The organism is Actinomadura pelletieri DSM 43383, from assembly GCF_003634705.1.
Classification (GTDB): Bacteria; Actinomycetota; Actinomycetes; order Streptosporangiales; family Streptosporangiaceae; genus Spirillospora; species Spirillospora pelletieri.
In genome coordinates this window covers 243813-260195 of the sequence record NZ_RBWU01000002.1, presented here as the reverse complement: position 1 = coordinate 260195, position 16383 = coordinate 243813, and the positions used below count along the sequence as shown (strand labels likewise).

12 protein-coding genes are annotated in these 16383 nt (G+C 72.0%); 8 read left to right on the top strand and 4 right to left on the bottom strand.

Annotation, left to right across the window (positions count from 1 at the left end; genetic code table 11):
• Positions 1-7: 7 nt before the first annotated feature.
• The gene (locus BZB76_RS07970; RefSeq protein WP_121433670.1) at positions 8-772 is read right to left on the bottom strand and encodes a TetR/AcrR family transcriptional regulator; all 765 of its coding nucleotides are present in this window, start codon (positions 770-772) and stop codon (positions 8-10) included.
• A 117-nt stretch (positions 773-889) separates the two neighbouring features.
• Here BZB76_RS07970 and BZB76_RS07965 point away from each other — a divergent pair, with 117 nt between their 5' ends.
• The 4 genes from BZB76_RS07965 to BZB76_RS34635 all read left to right on the top strand — a co-directional run bounded on the left by BZB76_RS07965 (position 890) and on the right by BZB76_RS34635 (position 9879).
• Positions 890-1831 (top strand): NAD-dependent epimerase/dehydratase family protein, encoded by a 942-nt coding sequence (locus tag BZB76_RS07965; protein ID WP_121433669.1) that lies wholly within the window; start codon positions 890-892, stop codon positions 1829-1831.
• Positions 1832-1865: 34 nt separating this feature from the next.
• Positions 1866-6164: an FtsK/SpoIIIE domain-containing protein gene (locus BZB76_RS07960; protein WP_121433668.1), complete on the top strand. Its 4299-nt coding sequence runs from the start codon at positions 1866-1868 to the stop codon at positions 6162-6164.
• A gap of 490 nt (positions 6165-6654) precedes the next feature.
• Positions 6655-8418, top strand: a complete 1764-nt coding sequence (locus tag BZB76_RS07955) for an acetyl/propionyl/methylcrotonyl-CoA carboxylase subunit alpha (protein WP_121433667.1) — start codon at positions 6655-6657, stop codon at positions 8416-8418.
• Between the two features lie 84 nt (positions 8419-8502).
• Complete coding sequence (locus BZB76_RS34635; protein ID WP_170180546.1) at positions 8503-9879, top strand: hypothetical protein; 1377 nt, start codon at positions 8503-8505, stop codon at positions 9877-9879.
• On the opposite strand, the gene BZB76_RS34630 is transcribed toward BZB76_RS34635, so the two are convergent.
• A complete protein-coding gene (locus BZB76_RS34630) occupies positions 9762-10394 on the bottom strand; it encodes an SPFH domain-containing protein (RefSeq protein WP_170180545.1) in 633 nt (210 codons plus the stop codon). The genes BZB76_RS34635 and BZB76_RS34630 overlap by 118 nt on opposite strands.
• Before the next feature lie 167 nt (positions 10395-10561).
• On the opposite strand from BZB76_RS34630, the gene BZB76_RS07945 reads away from it, so the two are divergent.
• Positions 10562-11545 (top strand): sensor histidine kinase, encoded by a 984-nt coding sequence (locus BZB76_RS07945; RefSeq protein WP_170180544.1) that lies wholly within the window; start codon positions 10562-10564, stop codon positions 11543-11545.
• 116 nt (positions 11546-11661) lie between these two features.
• On the opposite strand, the gene BZB76_RS07940 is transcribed toward BZB76_RS07945, so the two are convergent.
• Positions 11662-12321, bottom strand: coding sequence for a response regulator (locus tag BZB76_RS07940; RefSeq protein WP_121433665.1), 660 nt, complete (start codon positions 12319-12321; stop codon positions 11662-11664).
• Between the two features lie 312 nt (positions 12322-12633).
• On the opposite strand from BZB76_RS07940, the gene BZB76_RS07935 reads away from it, so the two are divergent.
• Positions 12634-13095: a CBS domain-containing protein gene (locus tag BZB76_RS07935; protein WP_121433664.1), complete on the top strand. Its 462-nt coding sequence runs from the start codon at positions 12634-12636 to the stop codon at positions 13093-13095.
• Positions 13096-13138: 43 nt separating this feature from the next.
• A complete protein-coding gene (locus BZB76_RS07930) occupies positions 13139-14422 on the top strand; it encodes an ArsB/NhaD family transporter (protein WP_121433663.1) in 1284 nt (427 codons plus the stop codon).
• Here the strand turns inward: BZB76_RS07930 and BZB76_RS07925 are convergent.
• Positions 14419-15804: an NAD(P)H-quinone dehydrogenase gene (locus tag BZB76_RS07925; protein WP_121434554.1), complete on the bottom strand. Its 1386-nt coding sequence runs from the start codon at positions 15802-15804 to the stop codon at positions 14419-14421. The genes BZB76_RS07930 and BZB76_RS07925 overlap by 4 nt on opposite strands.
• A 121-nt stretch (positions 15805-15925) precedes the next feature.
• Between BZB76_RS07925 and BZB76_RS07920 the strand changes: the two genes are divergently transcribed.
• Positions 15926-16378 (top strand): gamma-glutamylcyclotransferase family protein, encoded by a 453-nt coding sequence (locus BZB76_RS07920; protein WP_211342896.1) that lies wholly within the window; start codon positions 15926-15928, stop codon positions 16376-16378.
• Positions 16379-16383: the final 5 nt, after the last annotated feature.

Here is a 16383-nt window from a genome sequence, read left to right as displayed (position 1 = left end):
CACGATGCTACTTACCATCAGTCACATTCGTCACTGACCGCCCGCCAGGCCCCGGCAGGCCGACGAGGCCGACGAGACGGCCGAGCAGCGTCACGGTGTGGTCGAAGTAGTCGGCCCGTTCGTCGATCACGTTGTTGAATTGCCCGAACAATTCGAAACTGACTGTTCCGTACAAACCCGCCCAAGCGGTGAGGGCACGAGCGATCACGTCATCGGGGACGTCCAGCCCCACGGCGTCCCGCACCCGGTCCAGCGACTCCACGAGCGTGGGCGACACCGGCGGCAGGTCCGCCTCGCCCGGTCGGACGGCTCCCGCCGCGTACGCCTCGGCGACGATCCGCGAGAAGACGACCTTGTCGCGGGTGGCGGGCGAAACGGTGTCGGTGGGCGCCTGGTACCCGGGGACGGGTGACCCGTACAGCAGCGCGTACTCGTGCGGGTGCGCCAGGGCCCATTCCCGGACGGCCCGGCACACGGCGAGCCATCGTCCGGCGAAGTCGTCGGCGTTCCCCTCGGCGCAGGCTTCGGCGTCGGCACGCTCCACCGCCTCGCCGACCGCGTTGTACCCGTCGACGATCAGCAGGGTGAGCAGGTCGTCGCGGCTGGCGACGTACCGGTAGATCGCCGAGGAGACCATGCCCAGCTCGCGGGCGATCGCGCGCAGCGACAACCCGGCGGCGCCCGCGGTGGCCAACTGCCGTCTCGCCACGTCCATGATCTCGCGGATCAGCTCCGCCCGAACCCGTTCCCGTGCCGTACGCCCAGCGCTCATGGGGCGAGCGTAGCAGAGCAGCGCACAGAAACGAGAGCACCGCTCTTGACATCACCGCTCTCCAGCGAGAGCATTGCTCACATAACAGAGCACTGAACACATCACCGAGGAGTGGACATGGGCAAGCACGTGATCGTCGGCGCCGGACAGGTCGGCGCCCACCTGGCGAGGCGGCTCGTCGAGGGCGGACACGACGTGGTCGTCGTGACCCGGTCGGGCTCCGGCCCGAGAGGCATCGAGAGGATCGCCGCCGACGCCGCCGACCGGGCCCGGCTGACCAAGATCGCCGCAGGGGCCGACGCGCTCTACAACTGCGTCAACCCGGCCTACCACCGCTGGACCCGGGACTGGCCGCCGATGGCGGCGTCCTTCCTCGGCACCGCCGAGGACACCGGGGCCGTGCTGGTGACGCTGGGCAACCTGTACGGGTACGGGCCGGTGGACGGTCCGATGACCGAGGACCTGCCGCTCGCCGCGCCCGGCGTCAAGGGCCGGGTGCGCGCCGCGATGTGGCGGGACCTGCTGGCCGCGCACGAGGCGGGTCGCGTCCGGACGACCGAGCTGCGCGCGTCCGACTACTACGGGCCGGGGAGCACCGACCAGGCGTACCTCGGCGAGACCCGGTTCGTGAAGCCGCTGCTGGCGGGCAAGCGGGTCATGTTCCTCAGCGACCCGTCGATCCCGCACGCCTGGACGTACCTGCCGGACGTCGCCAAGGCCCTCGCCGTCGCCGGGACGGACGAGCGCGCGTGGGGCCGGGCCTGGCACGTCCCGACCGGTCCGGCCGTCTCGGCGATCGACGTCGCCAGGCGGCTGTGCGAGATCGCCGACGCGCCGGCACCTCGCGTCCACGAGTTGCCGCGCCCCCTCTTCAACGCGATCGGGGTCGTGTCGCCGATGGTGAAGGAATTGCGGGAGACGCGGTACCAGTTCGACAAGCCGTACATCCTGGACTCATCAGCCTTCGAATCCACTTTCGGGATGAGCCCGACGCCGCTCGACGACGCCCTCCACACGATCGTCGCCGATCACCGGGAGCGGTCCGCGCGGGGTAATTAAGCTGACCCCGTTCGCGGGACATCGGAGGGCACGGATGCGGATCTCTTTCACGGCGCTGACCGGCCAGGGGCCGCGGGACGTCGTGATGGAGGTCGACTCCGAGACCACCGTGGACGGCGTCGCCCGCTCACTCGGCGCGGTCCTCCTCGACGAACAGGGCGAACGGGACGAGCTGGGCGGACTGGGCGGACGCGGCGTACGGGACGGGCCGTCGCGGCGCGCGCTGTGGATCGACGGGCGGATGCTGGATCCACAGGCCGTCGCCGTCAAGGAGCTGCGGAACGGCGCGGTCGTCGCCGTGGAGCGGCGCGGCGCCGCCGCGACCGTCCTCACCGAGCCGACCGGGCTGGTCGAGGTCCGTGTCGTCGGCGGTCCGGCGGCCGGATCGGTGCACCGTCTGGGCCTCGGGGTCAGCACGATCGGGTCGGGACGGGACGTGGACGTCGCGCTGGACGATCCGTCCGTGCCGCCCCGGTCGCTGCGACTCACGGTCGGACGCGAGTCCGTGCAGGTGGAGCCGTCGACGGAGGGCGCCGTCCTGGACGGACGGCCGCTGGTCGAGCGGGCGGTGTGGCCCGTCGGCGGGTTGCTGTCGGTGGGGTCCACCGTCCTGTCCGTCGCGCCGAGCACCGCACCGGACGCGCACCTGGAACCCCTGCCGGACGGCGGTCTGGCCTTCAACCGGCCGCCCCGGCCGAACGACGTCCGACACGAGCGCGGCCTGGAGGTCCCGCGACCGCCCGAACGGGGGCCGCTCGACCTGCTCCGGCTGTTCGGACGCCGGTCCCTGAAGGAGTACCGGCGCAGGACCGCCGAGTTCGATGTGGAGATGGAGCGGCTGCGCCGGGAGGACGAGGTGGAGCGGCGCGCGCTGCACCCCGACCCGGCCGAGGTGCTGCTCACCGCGACCGGGCCCCGGCGGCGGCTGTGGGAGCGCCGCCGCACCGACCCCGACGCGCTGCGTCTGCGGGTCGGGCTCGCCGACCTTCCCGCCCACATAGAACTGCACGGGGACGCGACCGAGGTTCCGGTTCCGCAGGCGCGTCTGGTGCCGGTGACGTTGCCGCTGCGCGACCTCGGCGTCGTCGGGCTGACCGGCCCGCGGGGCGCGTCCCGCGCGCTGGCCCGATGGATGGTGGCGCAGGCCGCCGCGCTGCACGGTCCCGACGACCTGGCCGTCGTCGTCCTGTCCGACGACCCGGACGCCGGGGACGAGTGGAACTGGGTGCGGTGGCTGCCGCACGGCCGCCCGCGCGAGGGTGAGGACTGCGTCGCCCTCGTCGGCACCGACCCGGAGACGACCGCGCACCGCGTCACCGAACTGGCGATCCGGGTGACCGAACGCCGCCGCGCCGCCCCGACGGACCCGACCCCGTACGCGATTTTGATCGTGCTGGACGGGGCCCGCGCGCTGCGCCGCCTGCCGGGAATGCCGATGCTGCTGGCGCGGGGCGCCGAGTACGGCCTGTACGCGATCTGCGTGGAGGACGCGGGCCACCCGCTCCCCGAGGAGTGCCGCGCCGTGGTCACGTGGGACCCACGGCGCCCCTCGATGATCGGTGTCCGGGGCGCGGGCCTCGATGTCGTCGCGCTGGCCGACCAGGTCTCCCCCACCTGGACCGAACGGGTGGCGCGTGCGTTGGCGCCCGTCCGGGAACAGTCGCCCCCGAACTCCGCGGGCCCCGCCGCGTCCCCGGTGCGGCTGCTGGACCTGCTCGACATGCCGGAGCCCACCGCCGAGCACATCCTCCAGTCGTGGACGCGCGACGGGGGCCGCACGACCCGCCTGCCCGTCGGTGTCGCGTCCGGTGTGCCGTACGAGATCGACCTGCGGGTGGACGGCCCGCACACCCTGGTCGCCGGAACGCCCGGGGCGGGTGTGTCGGAGCTGCTGCGGACACTCGTCGCGTCGCTCGCCACCGCCAACCGGCCCGACGAGATGACGTTCGTCCTCATCGACCCGGGAGGCGCCGCGTTCCGCGACTGCGCCCACCTCCCCCACACGGTCGGCGTGGTTACCGACCTGGACGGGCACGCCACCGAACGGGTGCTGGAGTCCCTCGCCGCCGAGCTGCGCCGCCGGGAGGAGGTCCTGCTCGACGCCGGCGTCAAGGACGTCGACGACTATGACGCCCTCCGCCCCGAGAACTCCGGTCTGCCGCCGCTGCCGCGTCTCGTGCTGGTCGTCGCCGAGTTCGCCGCGATGGTCGCCGAGGCCCCCGGGTTCGTGTCCGGCCTGGTGGACGTCGGGCGGCGCGGCGGGCCCCTCGGCGTCCATCTGGTCCTCGCGACGCGGCGGCCCGGCGAGGCCGTCACCGACGAGGTCCGCGCCGCCACGGACCTGCGGATCGCGCTGCGCGTCGGCGGCGCCGAGGAGTCCATCGACGTCCTCGGCTCGCCGGACGCCGCGCGGATCTCCGAGGCCACCCCCGGGAGCTGCTTCGTCCGGCCCGGCGCGTCGTCGCCGCAGCCCGTGCAGGTGGCGCGGATCGGAGGCCGCCGTCCTCGGGCCGGGGCGGGGGCCGGGTCCGCCGAACGCGAACCCACCGTCGTCCCGCTGCCGTGGCGGCGGCTCGGCCACCCGGCGCCCGTCCCCCGGCAGGCCGCGGCGGGAGCGGACGGCGACGGGGCCGAGGCCACCGACCTCGGCGTGCTCGTCCAGGCGATCGGCGAGGCGGTCCGCCGCGCGGGCATCGCCCGGCAGCCGTCCCCGTGGCTGAACCCGCTGCCGGAGCGGTTCACGCTGGAGCCCAGGACCGCCGCCGGCGGTTCCGTGGTGGACGTGCCGCCGATCCCGTTCGGCGTGACCGACCTGCCCACCGTCCAGTCCCGCGAGGACCTGGCCCTGGACCTCACGTCCGGCGGCCACCTGTACGTGGCCGGGTCCGCGCGGTCGGGCCGTTCGACCGCGCTGCGGACCATCGCCGGGTCCCTCGCCTCGGCCTGCTCCCCCTACGACGCGCACCTGTACGCGATCGACTGCGCCGCGAACGCGTTGCTGCCGCTGACCGCCCTGCCGCACTGCGGCGCGGTCGTCACCCGCGACCAGCCCGACCGCTGCGAACGGCTGCTCGCCGCGCTGACCGCCGAGGTCGAGCGGCGCGTCCGGGTGTTCGCCGAGGCGGGGTTCGGGTCGCTGGCCGAGCAGCGCGCGGCGGTCGCCGCCACCGACCGTCTCCCCTGGATGGTGCTGCTGCTCGACGGCTGGGAGGGCTTCCTCGACGAGTTCGAGCAGGCCGACCACGGTCGCCTCGTCGACCAGGCGATACGGCTGCTGCGCGAGGGCGCGGCGGTGGGCCTGCGCGCGGTCGTGACCGGCGATCGCTCGGGTCTCGGCGGGGAGTTGTCCACCGTCGTCGACCGGACCCTCATCCTTCGCATGACCGACGCCGACGACTACGGCTACGGCGGTCTCCACGCCAGGCAGGTCCCCGCCGCGATGCCGCCCGGCCGGGCCCTGGAACCGGTCGCGCCGGGCGCTGCGCCGCACGAGTCGCAGATCGGCCTGCTCGGCGCCGATCCGTCCGCGGCGGCGCAGGTCACGGCGCTCCAGGAGATCGCGCGCGGCTGCGTGTCCCGCTACGGGCGGCTGCCGCCGCGGCGGCGTCCGCTGCGAGTGGACGAGCTGCCCGTCCGCGTCACCTACCGCGAGGCGATGTCACTGGACCGGGAGTTCCTCGCGCCGTCCGTGCTGTGGGCGCTGGTCGGCGTCGGCGGCGACACCCTCGCCCCGGTGGGCATCGACCTGCGCCACGACGGCCCGGGGTTCGCCGTCGCGGGCCCGCCCCGGTCGGGCCGCTCCACCACGCTCCGCACGATCGCCCACGCGCTGCTCGACCCGGCGGTCGGGGGCGGGCTCGTCCCGGTCGTGCTGGTCACGCCGCGCCGCTCGCCGCTGCGGCTGCTGTCCGGGCACCCGGGCGTGCTCGGGCTGCTGACCTCGGGGGCGGGCGCGGACGACCTCGCCGAGGCCATCGGCGACGAGCACCGCTACGCCGTCGTCGTGGACGACGCGGAGATGCTCGACGGGACCGATCTGGACGGCGCGCTCCGCGACGTCCTGCGCGCCGCCCGCGACGGCGACCACGCCGTCATCATCGGCGGCACCACCGACGGTCTGGGCCGGGACGGCCGCGGCTTCCTCGCCGAGACGCGCCGTTCCCGCTCCGGCGTGCTGCTGTCGGTCGAGTCACCGGACGACGGGAAGCTGTTCGGCCTGCCCCTGCCCCGGAGCGTCCCGCGAGGCGGCCCCACGGGTCGCGGTCTGTTCGTCGCGGCGGGCGTCGCCACACGGATCCAGGTGGCGCTGCCGCCGCCCGCCGGCGCCGACTGACCGTTCGCGCCGGAACCCGTTGTCGGGATGCGGGTCCCGGCCTCGGGGGGATGGGCCGGGACCCGCGGCTCGTGGGGAGTCATCGGTCGGCGGCGGCCCCGTGGTCGGGCATTCGCCGCCGTTCCGTGGAACGTTTCCATGCGCGGCCCGAAGAATGGCGACAGCTTACGCCCCGACGATCACGCCGATCCAGTGTCCGAAGGCGAATCGTCCTCACTTCCGGCCATTCCTTCTCTGATGGCGTGTCCGGATGTGGCCACATGGGCCCGTCCGGTACGCGTTGTGACGGGGTTAGTTACTCCTCGTCAAGGCGATTTCAGAGAATTCTTCATGTTTCGGTGTGTACGGCCCCGGTGTCCCGGGCCCGCGGACGCGCGTCCCGGCGGTCGGATCCGCGCCCCCGGCGGTCGCGCCCTCATGGGGAGGGGCTTACGAAAGCCTGGAACGGCGATTATCTAGACTGCGTCAGGTCGTAGGGGAGGAGACCCACGTGCGCAAGGTCCTGATCGCCAACCGCGGTGAGATCGCGGTCCGGATTGCCCGCGCCTGTCGCGACGCCGGCCTGACCAGCGTGGCCGTCTACGCGGAACCCGATCTGGACGCGCTGCACGTGCGGGTGGCGGACGAGGCCTTCGCGCTCGGCGGGCGGACCGCCGCCGACAGCTATCTGGACATCGAGAAGCTGCTGAAGATCGCCTCCGAGTCGGGCGCGGACGCCGTCCATCCCGGATACGGGTTCCTCGCCGAGAACGCCGACTTCGCGACCGCCGCGCAGAACGCCGGGCTGACCTGGATCGGTCCGCCTCCCGCCGCGATCACCGCGCTGGGCGACAAGGTGCAGGCCCGGCATATCGCTCAGAAGGTCGGCGCGCCGCTCGTCGCCGGGACCACGGATCCGGTGTCCGGTGCCGACGAGGTCGTCGCGTTCGCCGAGGAGCACGGGCTGCCGATCGCGATCAAGGCCGCGTACGGCGGCGGTGGACGCGGCCTGAAGGTCGCCCGGACGCTCGACGAGGTCCCCGACCTGTACGAGTCGGCGGTCCGCGAGGCCGTGGGCGCGTTCGGGCGCGGCGAGTGTTTCGTCGAGCGGTACCTCGACCGGCCCCGGCATGTGGAGACGCAGTGCCTCGCCGACCAGCACGGGAACGTGGTCGTGGTCTCCACCCGCGACTGCTCGCTGCAACGACGGCACCAGAAGCTCGTCGAGGAGGCCCCGGCGCCGTACCTGTCGGACGAGCAGGTCGAACTGCTGTACAGCTCGTCCAAGGCCATCCTCAAGGAGGCCGGGTACGTCGGCGCGGGCACGTGCGAGTTCCTCGTCGGCCAGGACGGGACGATCTCGTTCCTTGAGGTCAACACCCGCCTCCAGGTCGAACACCCCGTCACCGAGGAGGTCGCCGGGATCGACCTCGTCCGCGAGATGTTCCGCATCGCGAGCGGCGAGGAACTCGGCTACGGCGACCCCGAACCGCGCGGCCACTCGATCGAGTTCCGGCTGAACGCCGAGGACGCCGGCCGCGGGTTCCTTCCGGCCGTCGGGACGCTGACCGCCTGGGAACCGCCGACCGGGCCCGGTGTCCGTCTCGACACCGGCTACGGCGCCGGGCAGGCCGTCCCGCAGGCGTTCGACTCCCTGATCGCCAAGCTGATCGTGACGGGCGCGACCCGCCGCCAGGCCGTCGAGCGGTCGCGCCGGGCGCTCGCCGAATTCGTCATCGAGGGGATGCCGACCGTCCTGCCGTTCCACCGCGCCGTGCTGGACGATCCGGCGTTCGTCCCGTCCGACGACACGACGCCGTTCTCCGTCCACACCCGGTGGATCGAGACCGAGTTCGACAACCGCATCCCGCCCCACGAGCCGCCCGTCGCCGCCGAGACCGAGGAGGGCGAGCGGGAGCGCGTCACCGTGGAGGTCGGCGGCCGCCGCATCGAGGTCGTCCTCCCGGCGGGCCTCGGCGCCGTCCCCGGCGGCGCCACCGGCAGGGCGCAGCCCGCGCGGCGGCGCGGCGGCACCAAGGGCGGCGGCGCGCAGGCGTCCGGCGACTCCCTGGTCAGCCCCATGCAGGGCACCATCGTCAAGATCGTCGTCGAGGACGGCGCAACGGTGGAGGCGGGCGACACCGTCGTGGTCCTGGAGGCCATGAAGATGGAGCAGCCGCTCACCGCGCACAAGTCCGGGACGCTCACCGGCCTGTCCGCCGAGGTCGGCCAGACCGTCTCCGCCGGGGCCGTCATCTGCGAGATCAAGGACTGACCTGCCGGTCGAATACCCCCGTTCCGGTAAAAATGCGCGGTGCCGGTCCGATTGTCGGGGCCGACGGCGAGGCAGACTGGAGGCATGAGCACCGACAACCGGGCCATGCGGATGGCACGCCGTGGCGCCGTCTCGGCGATCGTCGCCGCCGTCGCCCTGCCGGCGTTCGCCTTCTCCGCCCCCGCACAGGCTGACACCGCACAGACCACCACCGGAAACGCGGCCATCGTCCAGACCACCGTTCGGGCCGCCGCGCCCAACGACACCGTGGGGCAGATCGCCAAGGGTCTGATCGACTCACGGCTCTACATAACGAGCGAGGCGGGGAACGTTCTCTCGCCCGCCGACCAGAACGAGATCAAGACGGCCCTCGGCGGCGACTCCGACGCCGACATCCGCGCCGTCGTCGTCCGCAACGACATCACCCCCACCGAGGTCAGGCAGCTGCTTCCGGCCATCGCCGACCGTGTCGGCAAGGGCGAGACGTTCGTGGCGATCACCGCGGACGGCAGCCGGATGGGCGGCATCTCCAAGAAGCTCGACTCCACGGAGATCAACCAGCTCGTCACCCGCACCAACGGCGAGTCGCTGAAGGACCGGCTGATCAAGTTCGGTGACCTCGCGGAGCAGAAGGTCGACGACGGGTCCCGGTCGAACGCGATCGCCGGGTTCGTCATGCTGGGCGTGCTCGTCACGGTCGTCGCGCTGGTGACCGGCGGGTTCCTCGTCGCCCGCAGGCGGCGCCGCGAGCGCGAGGCCCGGGAGATGGCCGACCTCAAGGCCGGTGTGCAGGAGGATGTGACGCTCCTCGGCGAGGACATCGCCCGCCTCGATCTCAACGTCATGGACTCCGGGCTCGACCCGGACATCCGCGCCGACTACGAACGCGCGATGAACTCCTACGACGACGCCAAGAGGTCCACCGAGCGCGCCGCCAGGCCCCAAGACATGCAGGCCGTCACGACCGCGCTGGAGGACGGCCGCTACTACATGACCGCGACACGTGCCCGGCTGGCCGGTGAGCCCGTGCCCGAACGCCGCGCGCCCTGCTTCTTCAACCCGCAGCACGGGCCGTCCGTCCAGGACGTGTTGTGGGCGCCGCCCGGTGGCACGGAACGTTCCGTCCCGGCATGCGCGGCCGACGCACGCGCCGTCCAGCACGGGGCCGACCCGGACGTCCGCATGGTGCCGTACGGCGGCGGACGCCGTCCCTACTGGAACGCGGGCCCCGCGTACGCGCCCTACGCGGGTGGCTACTACGCCGGCTACGGCGGGCTCGACCTGCTCAGCGGTCTGATGATCGGCACCATGCTCGGCTCGATGATGAGCGGCGGCTGGGGCGGTTACGGCGGTGACGCCGCGGGCGGCCTCGGCGGCGACGGCGACATCGGCGGCGGCTGGGACTTCGGCGGCGGCGACTTCGGCGGCTTCGGCGGCGGCGGCGACTTCGGCGGCTTCTGATCGTGCGGACGGACCGGGACCGTCGCGTCGGTCAGGGACACCAGGACGGCGACCACTCCCAGGGGCCGCATGACCCGGTTGACGCGCAGGACGGGCCCGGGGTCGTCCCCGCCGTCCGCCAGCAGGGCGGGCAGGTCCGCCAGGTCCCGGTCCGCGATCACATCGCGCAGCACGGTCTCGATGATCGCCTGCATGGCCGCGTGGGGCGACCCCGTCCGGGCGTACCGGACGGGGTCGTCGACCCGCATCGTCACGAGCGCCCGACCCCGGACGGGGACGGCGTCCCGCGTCGTGGCCCGGAACCAGACATGAAGCGGCTGGAGGCGCACCGGGACGCGGACGCCGCTGTCGGCGAGCGGCAGCAGATACCGCACCCCCGGCCCGCGGATCTCCGGCGCCCGCCCGAACCGCCGGACGACCAGCCGCTCGGACGCCTCGACGACCCGCAGGCCCGACGCCACGACGGTGATCGTTCCCAGCCCCAGGACCACCAGGGCCGCGGCGATGACGTTCATCCGTCCCACCTCCGGTTCGGCCGCGCGTGCGATCCCCTTCCACCGTCGGCGACGGAACACGGTTCCGCCATCGGGCCCGTCGCCCATTTCGGCCGGGGCGCACCGTGCATCCCCGCCCGAGGCGTCACGCATGGACAACGCGAGGTGTGATGCGGTCACGTGGACCCATGAGCAGGACACCCGCCTCGGCACTCTACTGGCGCATCCTCGGCATCAACGGGCTGATCTTCGCGGTGGGCACGGCCGCGCTGGCCGTCGCGCCCGTCACCGTGTCCTCGTTCGTGCTGCTCCGCGAGCTTCCCGTGCTGGTGGTCGGGCTCACGGTGATGATGGCGGCGAACGCGATCCTGCTGCGCGCCAGCCTCGCGCCCCTGGAGCGGCTCACCGCCCTGATGGCGCGGCTCGACTCGCTGCGGTCCGGTGACCGCCTTGAGGCGGGCCGCAACGGTGACCTGTTCCATCTGGTCGACGAGTTCAACGCGATGCTCGACCGGCTGGAGGCCGACCGCAGCATCAGCACCGCCGTCGTCCTGGACGCGCAGGAGGCCGAACGCCGCCGCATCGCGCAGGAACTGCACGACGAGATCGGGCAGAGCCTGACCGTTGTGCTGCTGGAACTGAAGTCGGTGGTGAACCGGGCGCCGGACGAGGTGGCGGACGAGCTGCGCAACGTCCAGGAGACCGTCCGGTCGAGCCTGGACGAGGTCCGCCGGGTCGCCCGCCGGCTGCGTCCGGGCGTCCTCGACGACCTCGGCCTGACCAGCGCGCTCACCGCGCTCGCCGGGGACTTCTCCGGAACCGGCGGCCCACGCGTGACCCGCCGCGTCCAGACCGGCCTCGCGGGGCTCAGTCCCGACGCCGAACTGGTGATCTACCGGATCGCGCAGGAGGGCCTGACGAACGTCTGGCGGCACTCCGGCGCGCGGAACGCGGAACTGTCCCTGACCCAGGACGACGACGGCCGTGTCGTGCTGCGGGTCGTCGACGACGGTTCGGGCCCGCCCACCAAGGTCGGCTCCGGCATCCACGGCATGCAGGAACGCGCGATGCTCATCGGCGCACAACTCACGATCGGCCCCGCGAACAACGGCGGCACGAAAGTCGAACTCGTCATCCCCCCACGCGGCGTCCGCCGTGCCGCATTGAGTTGATCGCAGGCCCGGCCCACTCCGCTCGCCTAACGGCTCGCCACGTGACCGTTCCTGGTGCGACCGCGGCATCGCTTCGCGATCCGCCCGGCCAACGCGTTCGCGCGCGGGCTGAGGTTCTAGGGTTCTACGAGGCCGACGCGGATGGCGTACTTCGTCAACTCCAGTCGGTCGCGCATGCCGAGCTTGCCGAGGATGTTCGCGCGGTGCCGGTCGACGGTCTTGACGCTGATGGTGAGCGTCTCCGCGATCCGCTTGGACGAGTAGCCCTCCGCGACCAGCTTGATGATCTCCTCTTCGCGAGGCGTGAGGAGGGTGGCGGGAGCGTCGCCGTCCCGGTCGCGGGCGAGGTACTCGCGGATCAGCGCGGTGACGGCCGCCGGGTACAGGAACGGTTCGCCGCGCATCGCGGCGCGGATCGCGTGCAGCAGGTCACGGTCGGCGACGGACTTCAGCACATACCCGGACGCGCCCGCCTTCAGCGCCTCGAACAGGTACTGCTCGTTGTCGTACATCGACAGCATCAGCGTCCGGACGTCGGGAAAGCGGCGGGAGATCTCCCGGGCCGCTTGCAGGCCCGTCATGCGCGGCATGGCGATGTCCAGGATCGCGAGGTCGACGCCGTCGCGGCCGCACGCCTCGATCGCCTCCGCGCCGTCGGCGGCCTCGGCGACCACGGTCAGGTCGGGTTCGGCGTCCAGGATCAGCCGCAGCCCGCGGCGCACCAGCGCGTGGTCGTCGGCCAGCAGAATCCGGGTGGCGGACCCGCGAGTGTGCACCCGATCACCTCCGGTCTCGTCCTCATCCTAGGCTCGACATCGCGCGGGACCTCCCCGCCGGCTGCGAATACATGATTCCTCCAGCTCGATATGGGGATCAGACCCGATATCGACTCGGCCCGCCGCCGCAAAGACTGGACAGCGTACGCGGAAAGGGGCGGACGCATGGCACCACGATCTGGCGGAGCACACCGTCCCCTGCCCACGGCGCGGCGGCGCCCGTCCTGCGACGGGCCCTTCCCGGGCGCCAGGAGGAGGGATCTATCAGCGCGAGGAACGAGGCTCTCCGGGAGCCGGAAGGACACCACCACCATGCAAGCGCGGGACATCGCCGTACAGGTGCCGACCGTGACGTTGGGCGACTCGATCGCCCACGCGATCCAGGTCATGGCGCTGGGCCGTCTTCCCGGCCTCATCGTGATCGACGGGGAACAGCGGCCCCGCACGGTCCTGCCCGGCACGCAGGTGCTGCGGCTGGCGGTGCCCGCGGCCTACCAGGACGACCCGGCGCTGACCCGGGCCGTGGACGAGGCGCACGCCGACGTCTTCTGGCACGAGCTGCGCGACCGGACGGTCGACGACTGTCTCGGCGCGCACCCTCCCCGTCCCACGGTCGTCAAGGCGTCCGCGACGCTGCTGGAGCTCGCCACCCTGATGGCGCGGCAGCGCAGCCCGCTGGTCGCCGTGGTCGACGACAGCGGGCGGCTGGCCGGCGCGATCACGCTGGACCGGCTCCTGTCGGCGCTCGCGCTGGCCAGACCCGACGAGGGCTGACCGACCTTCCGCCTCTCGGCACCGCGCACCCAGGGGGTGCGCGGTGAGCGCTGTCGTGGCGCTCACGATCTTCGTCGTCGCGTTCTTCTTCATCGCGACGGAGAAGGTCGACAAGGTCAAGGTCGTGCTGATCGCGGCAGGCCTGATGACGGTGCTCGGGCTGACCTCGGGCGCCGACGTCTTCTACGCCGAGCACGAGGGCATCGACTGGAACGTCATCTTCCTGCTGCTCGGCATGATGATCGTCGTCGGGGTCATCAAGGGCACCGGACTGTTCGAGTACCTGGCGATCTGGGCGGCCAAACGCTCGCGGGGCAGGCCGTACCGGCTGCTGGTGATGCTGATGGGCATCACCGCCGTGGCCTCGCCGTTCCTGGACAACGTCACCACGATCATGCTGGTGGCACCGGTGACGGTGGTGGTGTGCAACCGGTTGCGCATCCCCGCCCAGCCGTACCTGATCGCCGAGGTGCTGGCGTCCAACATCGGCGGCGCCGCCACCCTCATCGGCGACCCACCGAACATCATCATCGGCAGCCGCGCGGGCCTGACGTTCAACGACTTCCTGATGCACATGACGCCGATCGTCGTGATCATCTTCGTCACGTTCGTGGTGATGGCGCGGTGGATCTTCCGCAAGTCGTTCAACTACGACGAGCGGTATGTGGACGAGGTGATGGCGCTCGACGAGCGCAAGGCCATCACCGACCCCCGGCTGCTGACCCGATGCCTGGTCGTGCTCGGGCTGATCATCGTCGGGTTCTCATTGCACTCGGTGCTGCACGTGGAGCCGTCGATCGTGGCGCTCATCGGCGCGGGCGTCATGCTGCTGGTCACGAACGTCGAGGTCGAGGACGTCCTCAAAGAGGTCGAATGGGGCGTCCTGGTGTTCTTCATGGGGCTGTTCGTGATGGTGGCGGGCCTCGGGCACACCGGCGTCATCGAGAACATCGGCACCTGGGCCGCGGACTCCATCGGCGACAACTACTTCGCCGCCGCGACCAGCCTGGTGTTCGGCTCCGCCGTCCTCGGCGCGTTCTTCGACAACATCCCGTACACGGCGACGATGGCGCCGATCGTGGAGGGGATGGCCGAGGGCGCAGACCCGCAGACCGCGGACGCGCTGTGGTGGTCGTTCGCCCTGGGGGCCGACTTCGGCGGGAACGGCACGGCGGTCGCCGCGAGCGCCAACGTCGTCGCCATCGGCATCGCCGCCCGGACCGGTCACCCGATCAGCTTCTGGCAGTTCACCCGCTACGGAATCGGCATCACGATACTGAGCACCTTCATGGCCTGGGTGTACGTGGCGCTCCGGTACTTCTCCTAGTACGCGTGCTCGGCCATCAGGCGGCGGGACGCCTCGGTGATGCTGCCCGACAGCGACGGGTACACCGCGAACGTCTGGGCCACCTGGTTGACGGTGAGGTGCTGCTGGACCGCTATCGAGACGCCCAGGATCAGTTCGCTGGCCCTGGGCGCCACGATGACGCCGCCCAGCACGATCCCGGTGGACGGGCGGCAGAACAGCTTCACGAAGCCGTCCTCGAAGCCCTGCATCTTGGCGCGCGCGTTGGTGAACAGCGGCAGCATGACCGTCCGGGCGTTGACGTCACCGGAGTCGACCATCTGCTGTGTCACACCCACCGACGCCACCTCCGGGTCGGTGAAGATGTTGGACGCGACCCAGCCGAGCTTCAACGGCTGCACCGCCTCGCCCAGCGCGTGCCACATGGCGATACGGCCCTGCATGCCCGCGACCGACGCCAACATCAGCACGCCCGTGCAGTCACCGGACGCGTAGATGTGCGGGACGGACGTCCGCGACACCTTGTCGACCTCCACGAACCCGCGCGGGTCGCAGCGGACGCCGACGTCCTCCAGGCCGATGCCGCGGGTGTTCGGGATCATCCCGACCGTCATCAGGCAATGGGTGCCCTCGACCTTCGTCCCGTCCTCCAACGTGACGATCACGCCGTTGCCGGACCGTTCGACGCCCGCCGCCCGGGACCGCGACATCACGTTCATCCCGCGCCGCAGGAACACCTCCTGCAGGACGGCCGCGGCGTCCGCGTCCTCCGTCGGCAGGATCCGGTCGCGCGACGACACCAGCGTCACCCGCGACCCGAGCGACAGGTACGCCCCGGCCAGCTCGACGCCCGTCACACCGGACCCCACGACGATCAGTTCCTCGGGCAGCTCCGGCAGGTCGTACAGCTGGCGCCAGTTCAGGATGCGCTCGCCGTCCGGTTCCGCGCCGGGCAGCACCCGCGGTGTCGCGCCCGTCGCGAGCAGCACGATGTCGGCGCGGATACGCCGGTCGCCGACCGCGACGACATGCGGCTCCACCAGCCGGGCCTCACCACGGACGATCTTGACCTCTTCGTAGGCGAGACGTTCGGCCACATCGAACGACTGGGCCCGCGCGAGGTCCTTCACACGTTTGTTGACGGTCGCCAGGTCGGCCTCCAGCGCGCCGACGATCCCGTCCGGACCGCCGTTGAAGCGCAGGCCGAGACCCGCCGACTCCGACATGACCGCGATACGGGTCGAGGTGGCGATGAGCGTCTTGGAGGGCACACAGTCGGTGAGCACGCAGGCGCCGCCAGGACCGTCCCGTTCCACGACGGTCACGTCGGCGCCGAGCTGCGCCGCGACGAGCGCGGCCTCGTATCCGCCCGGTCCTCCGCCGATGATCACGATTCGGGTCACGTCTTCCATTGTTTCCTACTCATCGCACTGAAAAGTCCCGGCCCCTCCCCTGAACGCCCGGGGCGCGCCATCCCCGAGGGGACACCCCCCGCTATCCCCGCGTGGCGTAACGTTGGCAAGCGTGGCACTGTACGCGGCGTACGCCTCCAACATGGACCCCGAGCAGATGGCGAGCCGGGCTCCGCACTCGCCCATGCGCGGCACCGGCTGGCTGACCGGCTGGCGGCTGACCTTCGGCGGGCAGGACAAGGGCTGGGAGGGCGCCCTCGCGACCGTCGTCGAGGACGAGTCCGAGCAGGTCTTCGTCGTGATCTACGACGTTCCGGCCTGGGACGAGAAGGAACTCGACGCCTGGGAGGGGGCCTCACTCGACGTCCACCACAAGATCAGGGTGCGGGTGCAGACGCTGGACGGCGACGTACTGTGCTGGACGTACGTCCTGGACGACTATGAGGGCGGGCTGCCGTCCGCGCGCTACCTCGGCATCCTCGCGGACGCGGCGGAGAAGGCGGGCGCCCCCGACGACTACGTCAAGGACCTGCGCACCCGCCCCTGCACCTCGCTCGGCGACTGATCCGG

Bases quoted from the DNA above. Each gene is read 5' to 3' on its own strand.
- BZB76_RS07970 (WP_121433670.1), bottom strand. From the start codon at position 772: ATGAGCGCTGGGCGTACGGCACGGGAACGGGTTCGGGCGGAGCTGATC.
- BZB76_RS07965 (WP_121433669.1), top strand. From the start codon at position 890: ATGGGCAAGCACGTGATCGTCGGCGCCGGACAGGTCGGCGCCCACCTG.
- BZB76_RS07960 (WP_121433668.1), top strand. From the start codon at position 1,866: ATGCGGATCTCTTTCACGGCGCTGACCGGCCAGGGGCCGCGGGACGTC.
- BZB76_RS34635 (WP_170180546.1), top strand. From the start codon at position 8,503: ATGAGCACCGACAACCGGGCCATGCGGATGGCACGCCGTGGCGCCGTC.
- BZB76_RS34630 (WP_170180545.1), bottom strand. From the start codon at position 10,394: ATGAACGTCATCGCCGCGGCCCTGGTGGTCCTGGGGCTGGGAACGATC.
- BZB76_RS07945 (WP_170180544.1), top strand. From the start codon at position 10,562: ATGAGCAGGACACCCGCCTCGGCACTCTACTGGCGCATCCTCGGCATC.
- BZB76_RS07935 (WP_121433664.1), top strand. From the start codon at position 12,634: ATGCAAGCGCGGGACATCGCCGTACAGGTGCCGACCGTGACGTTGGGC.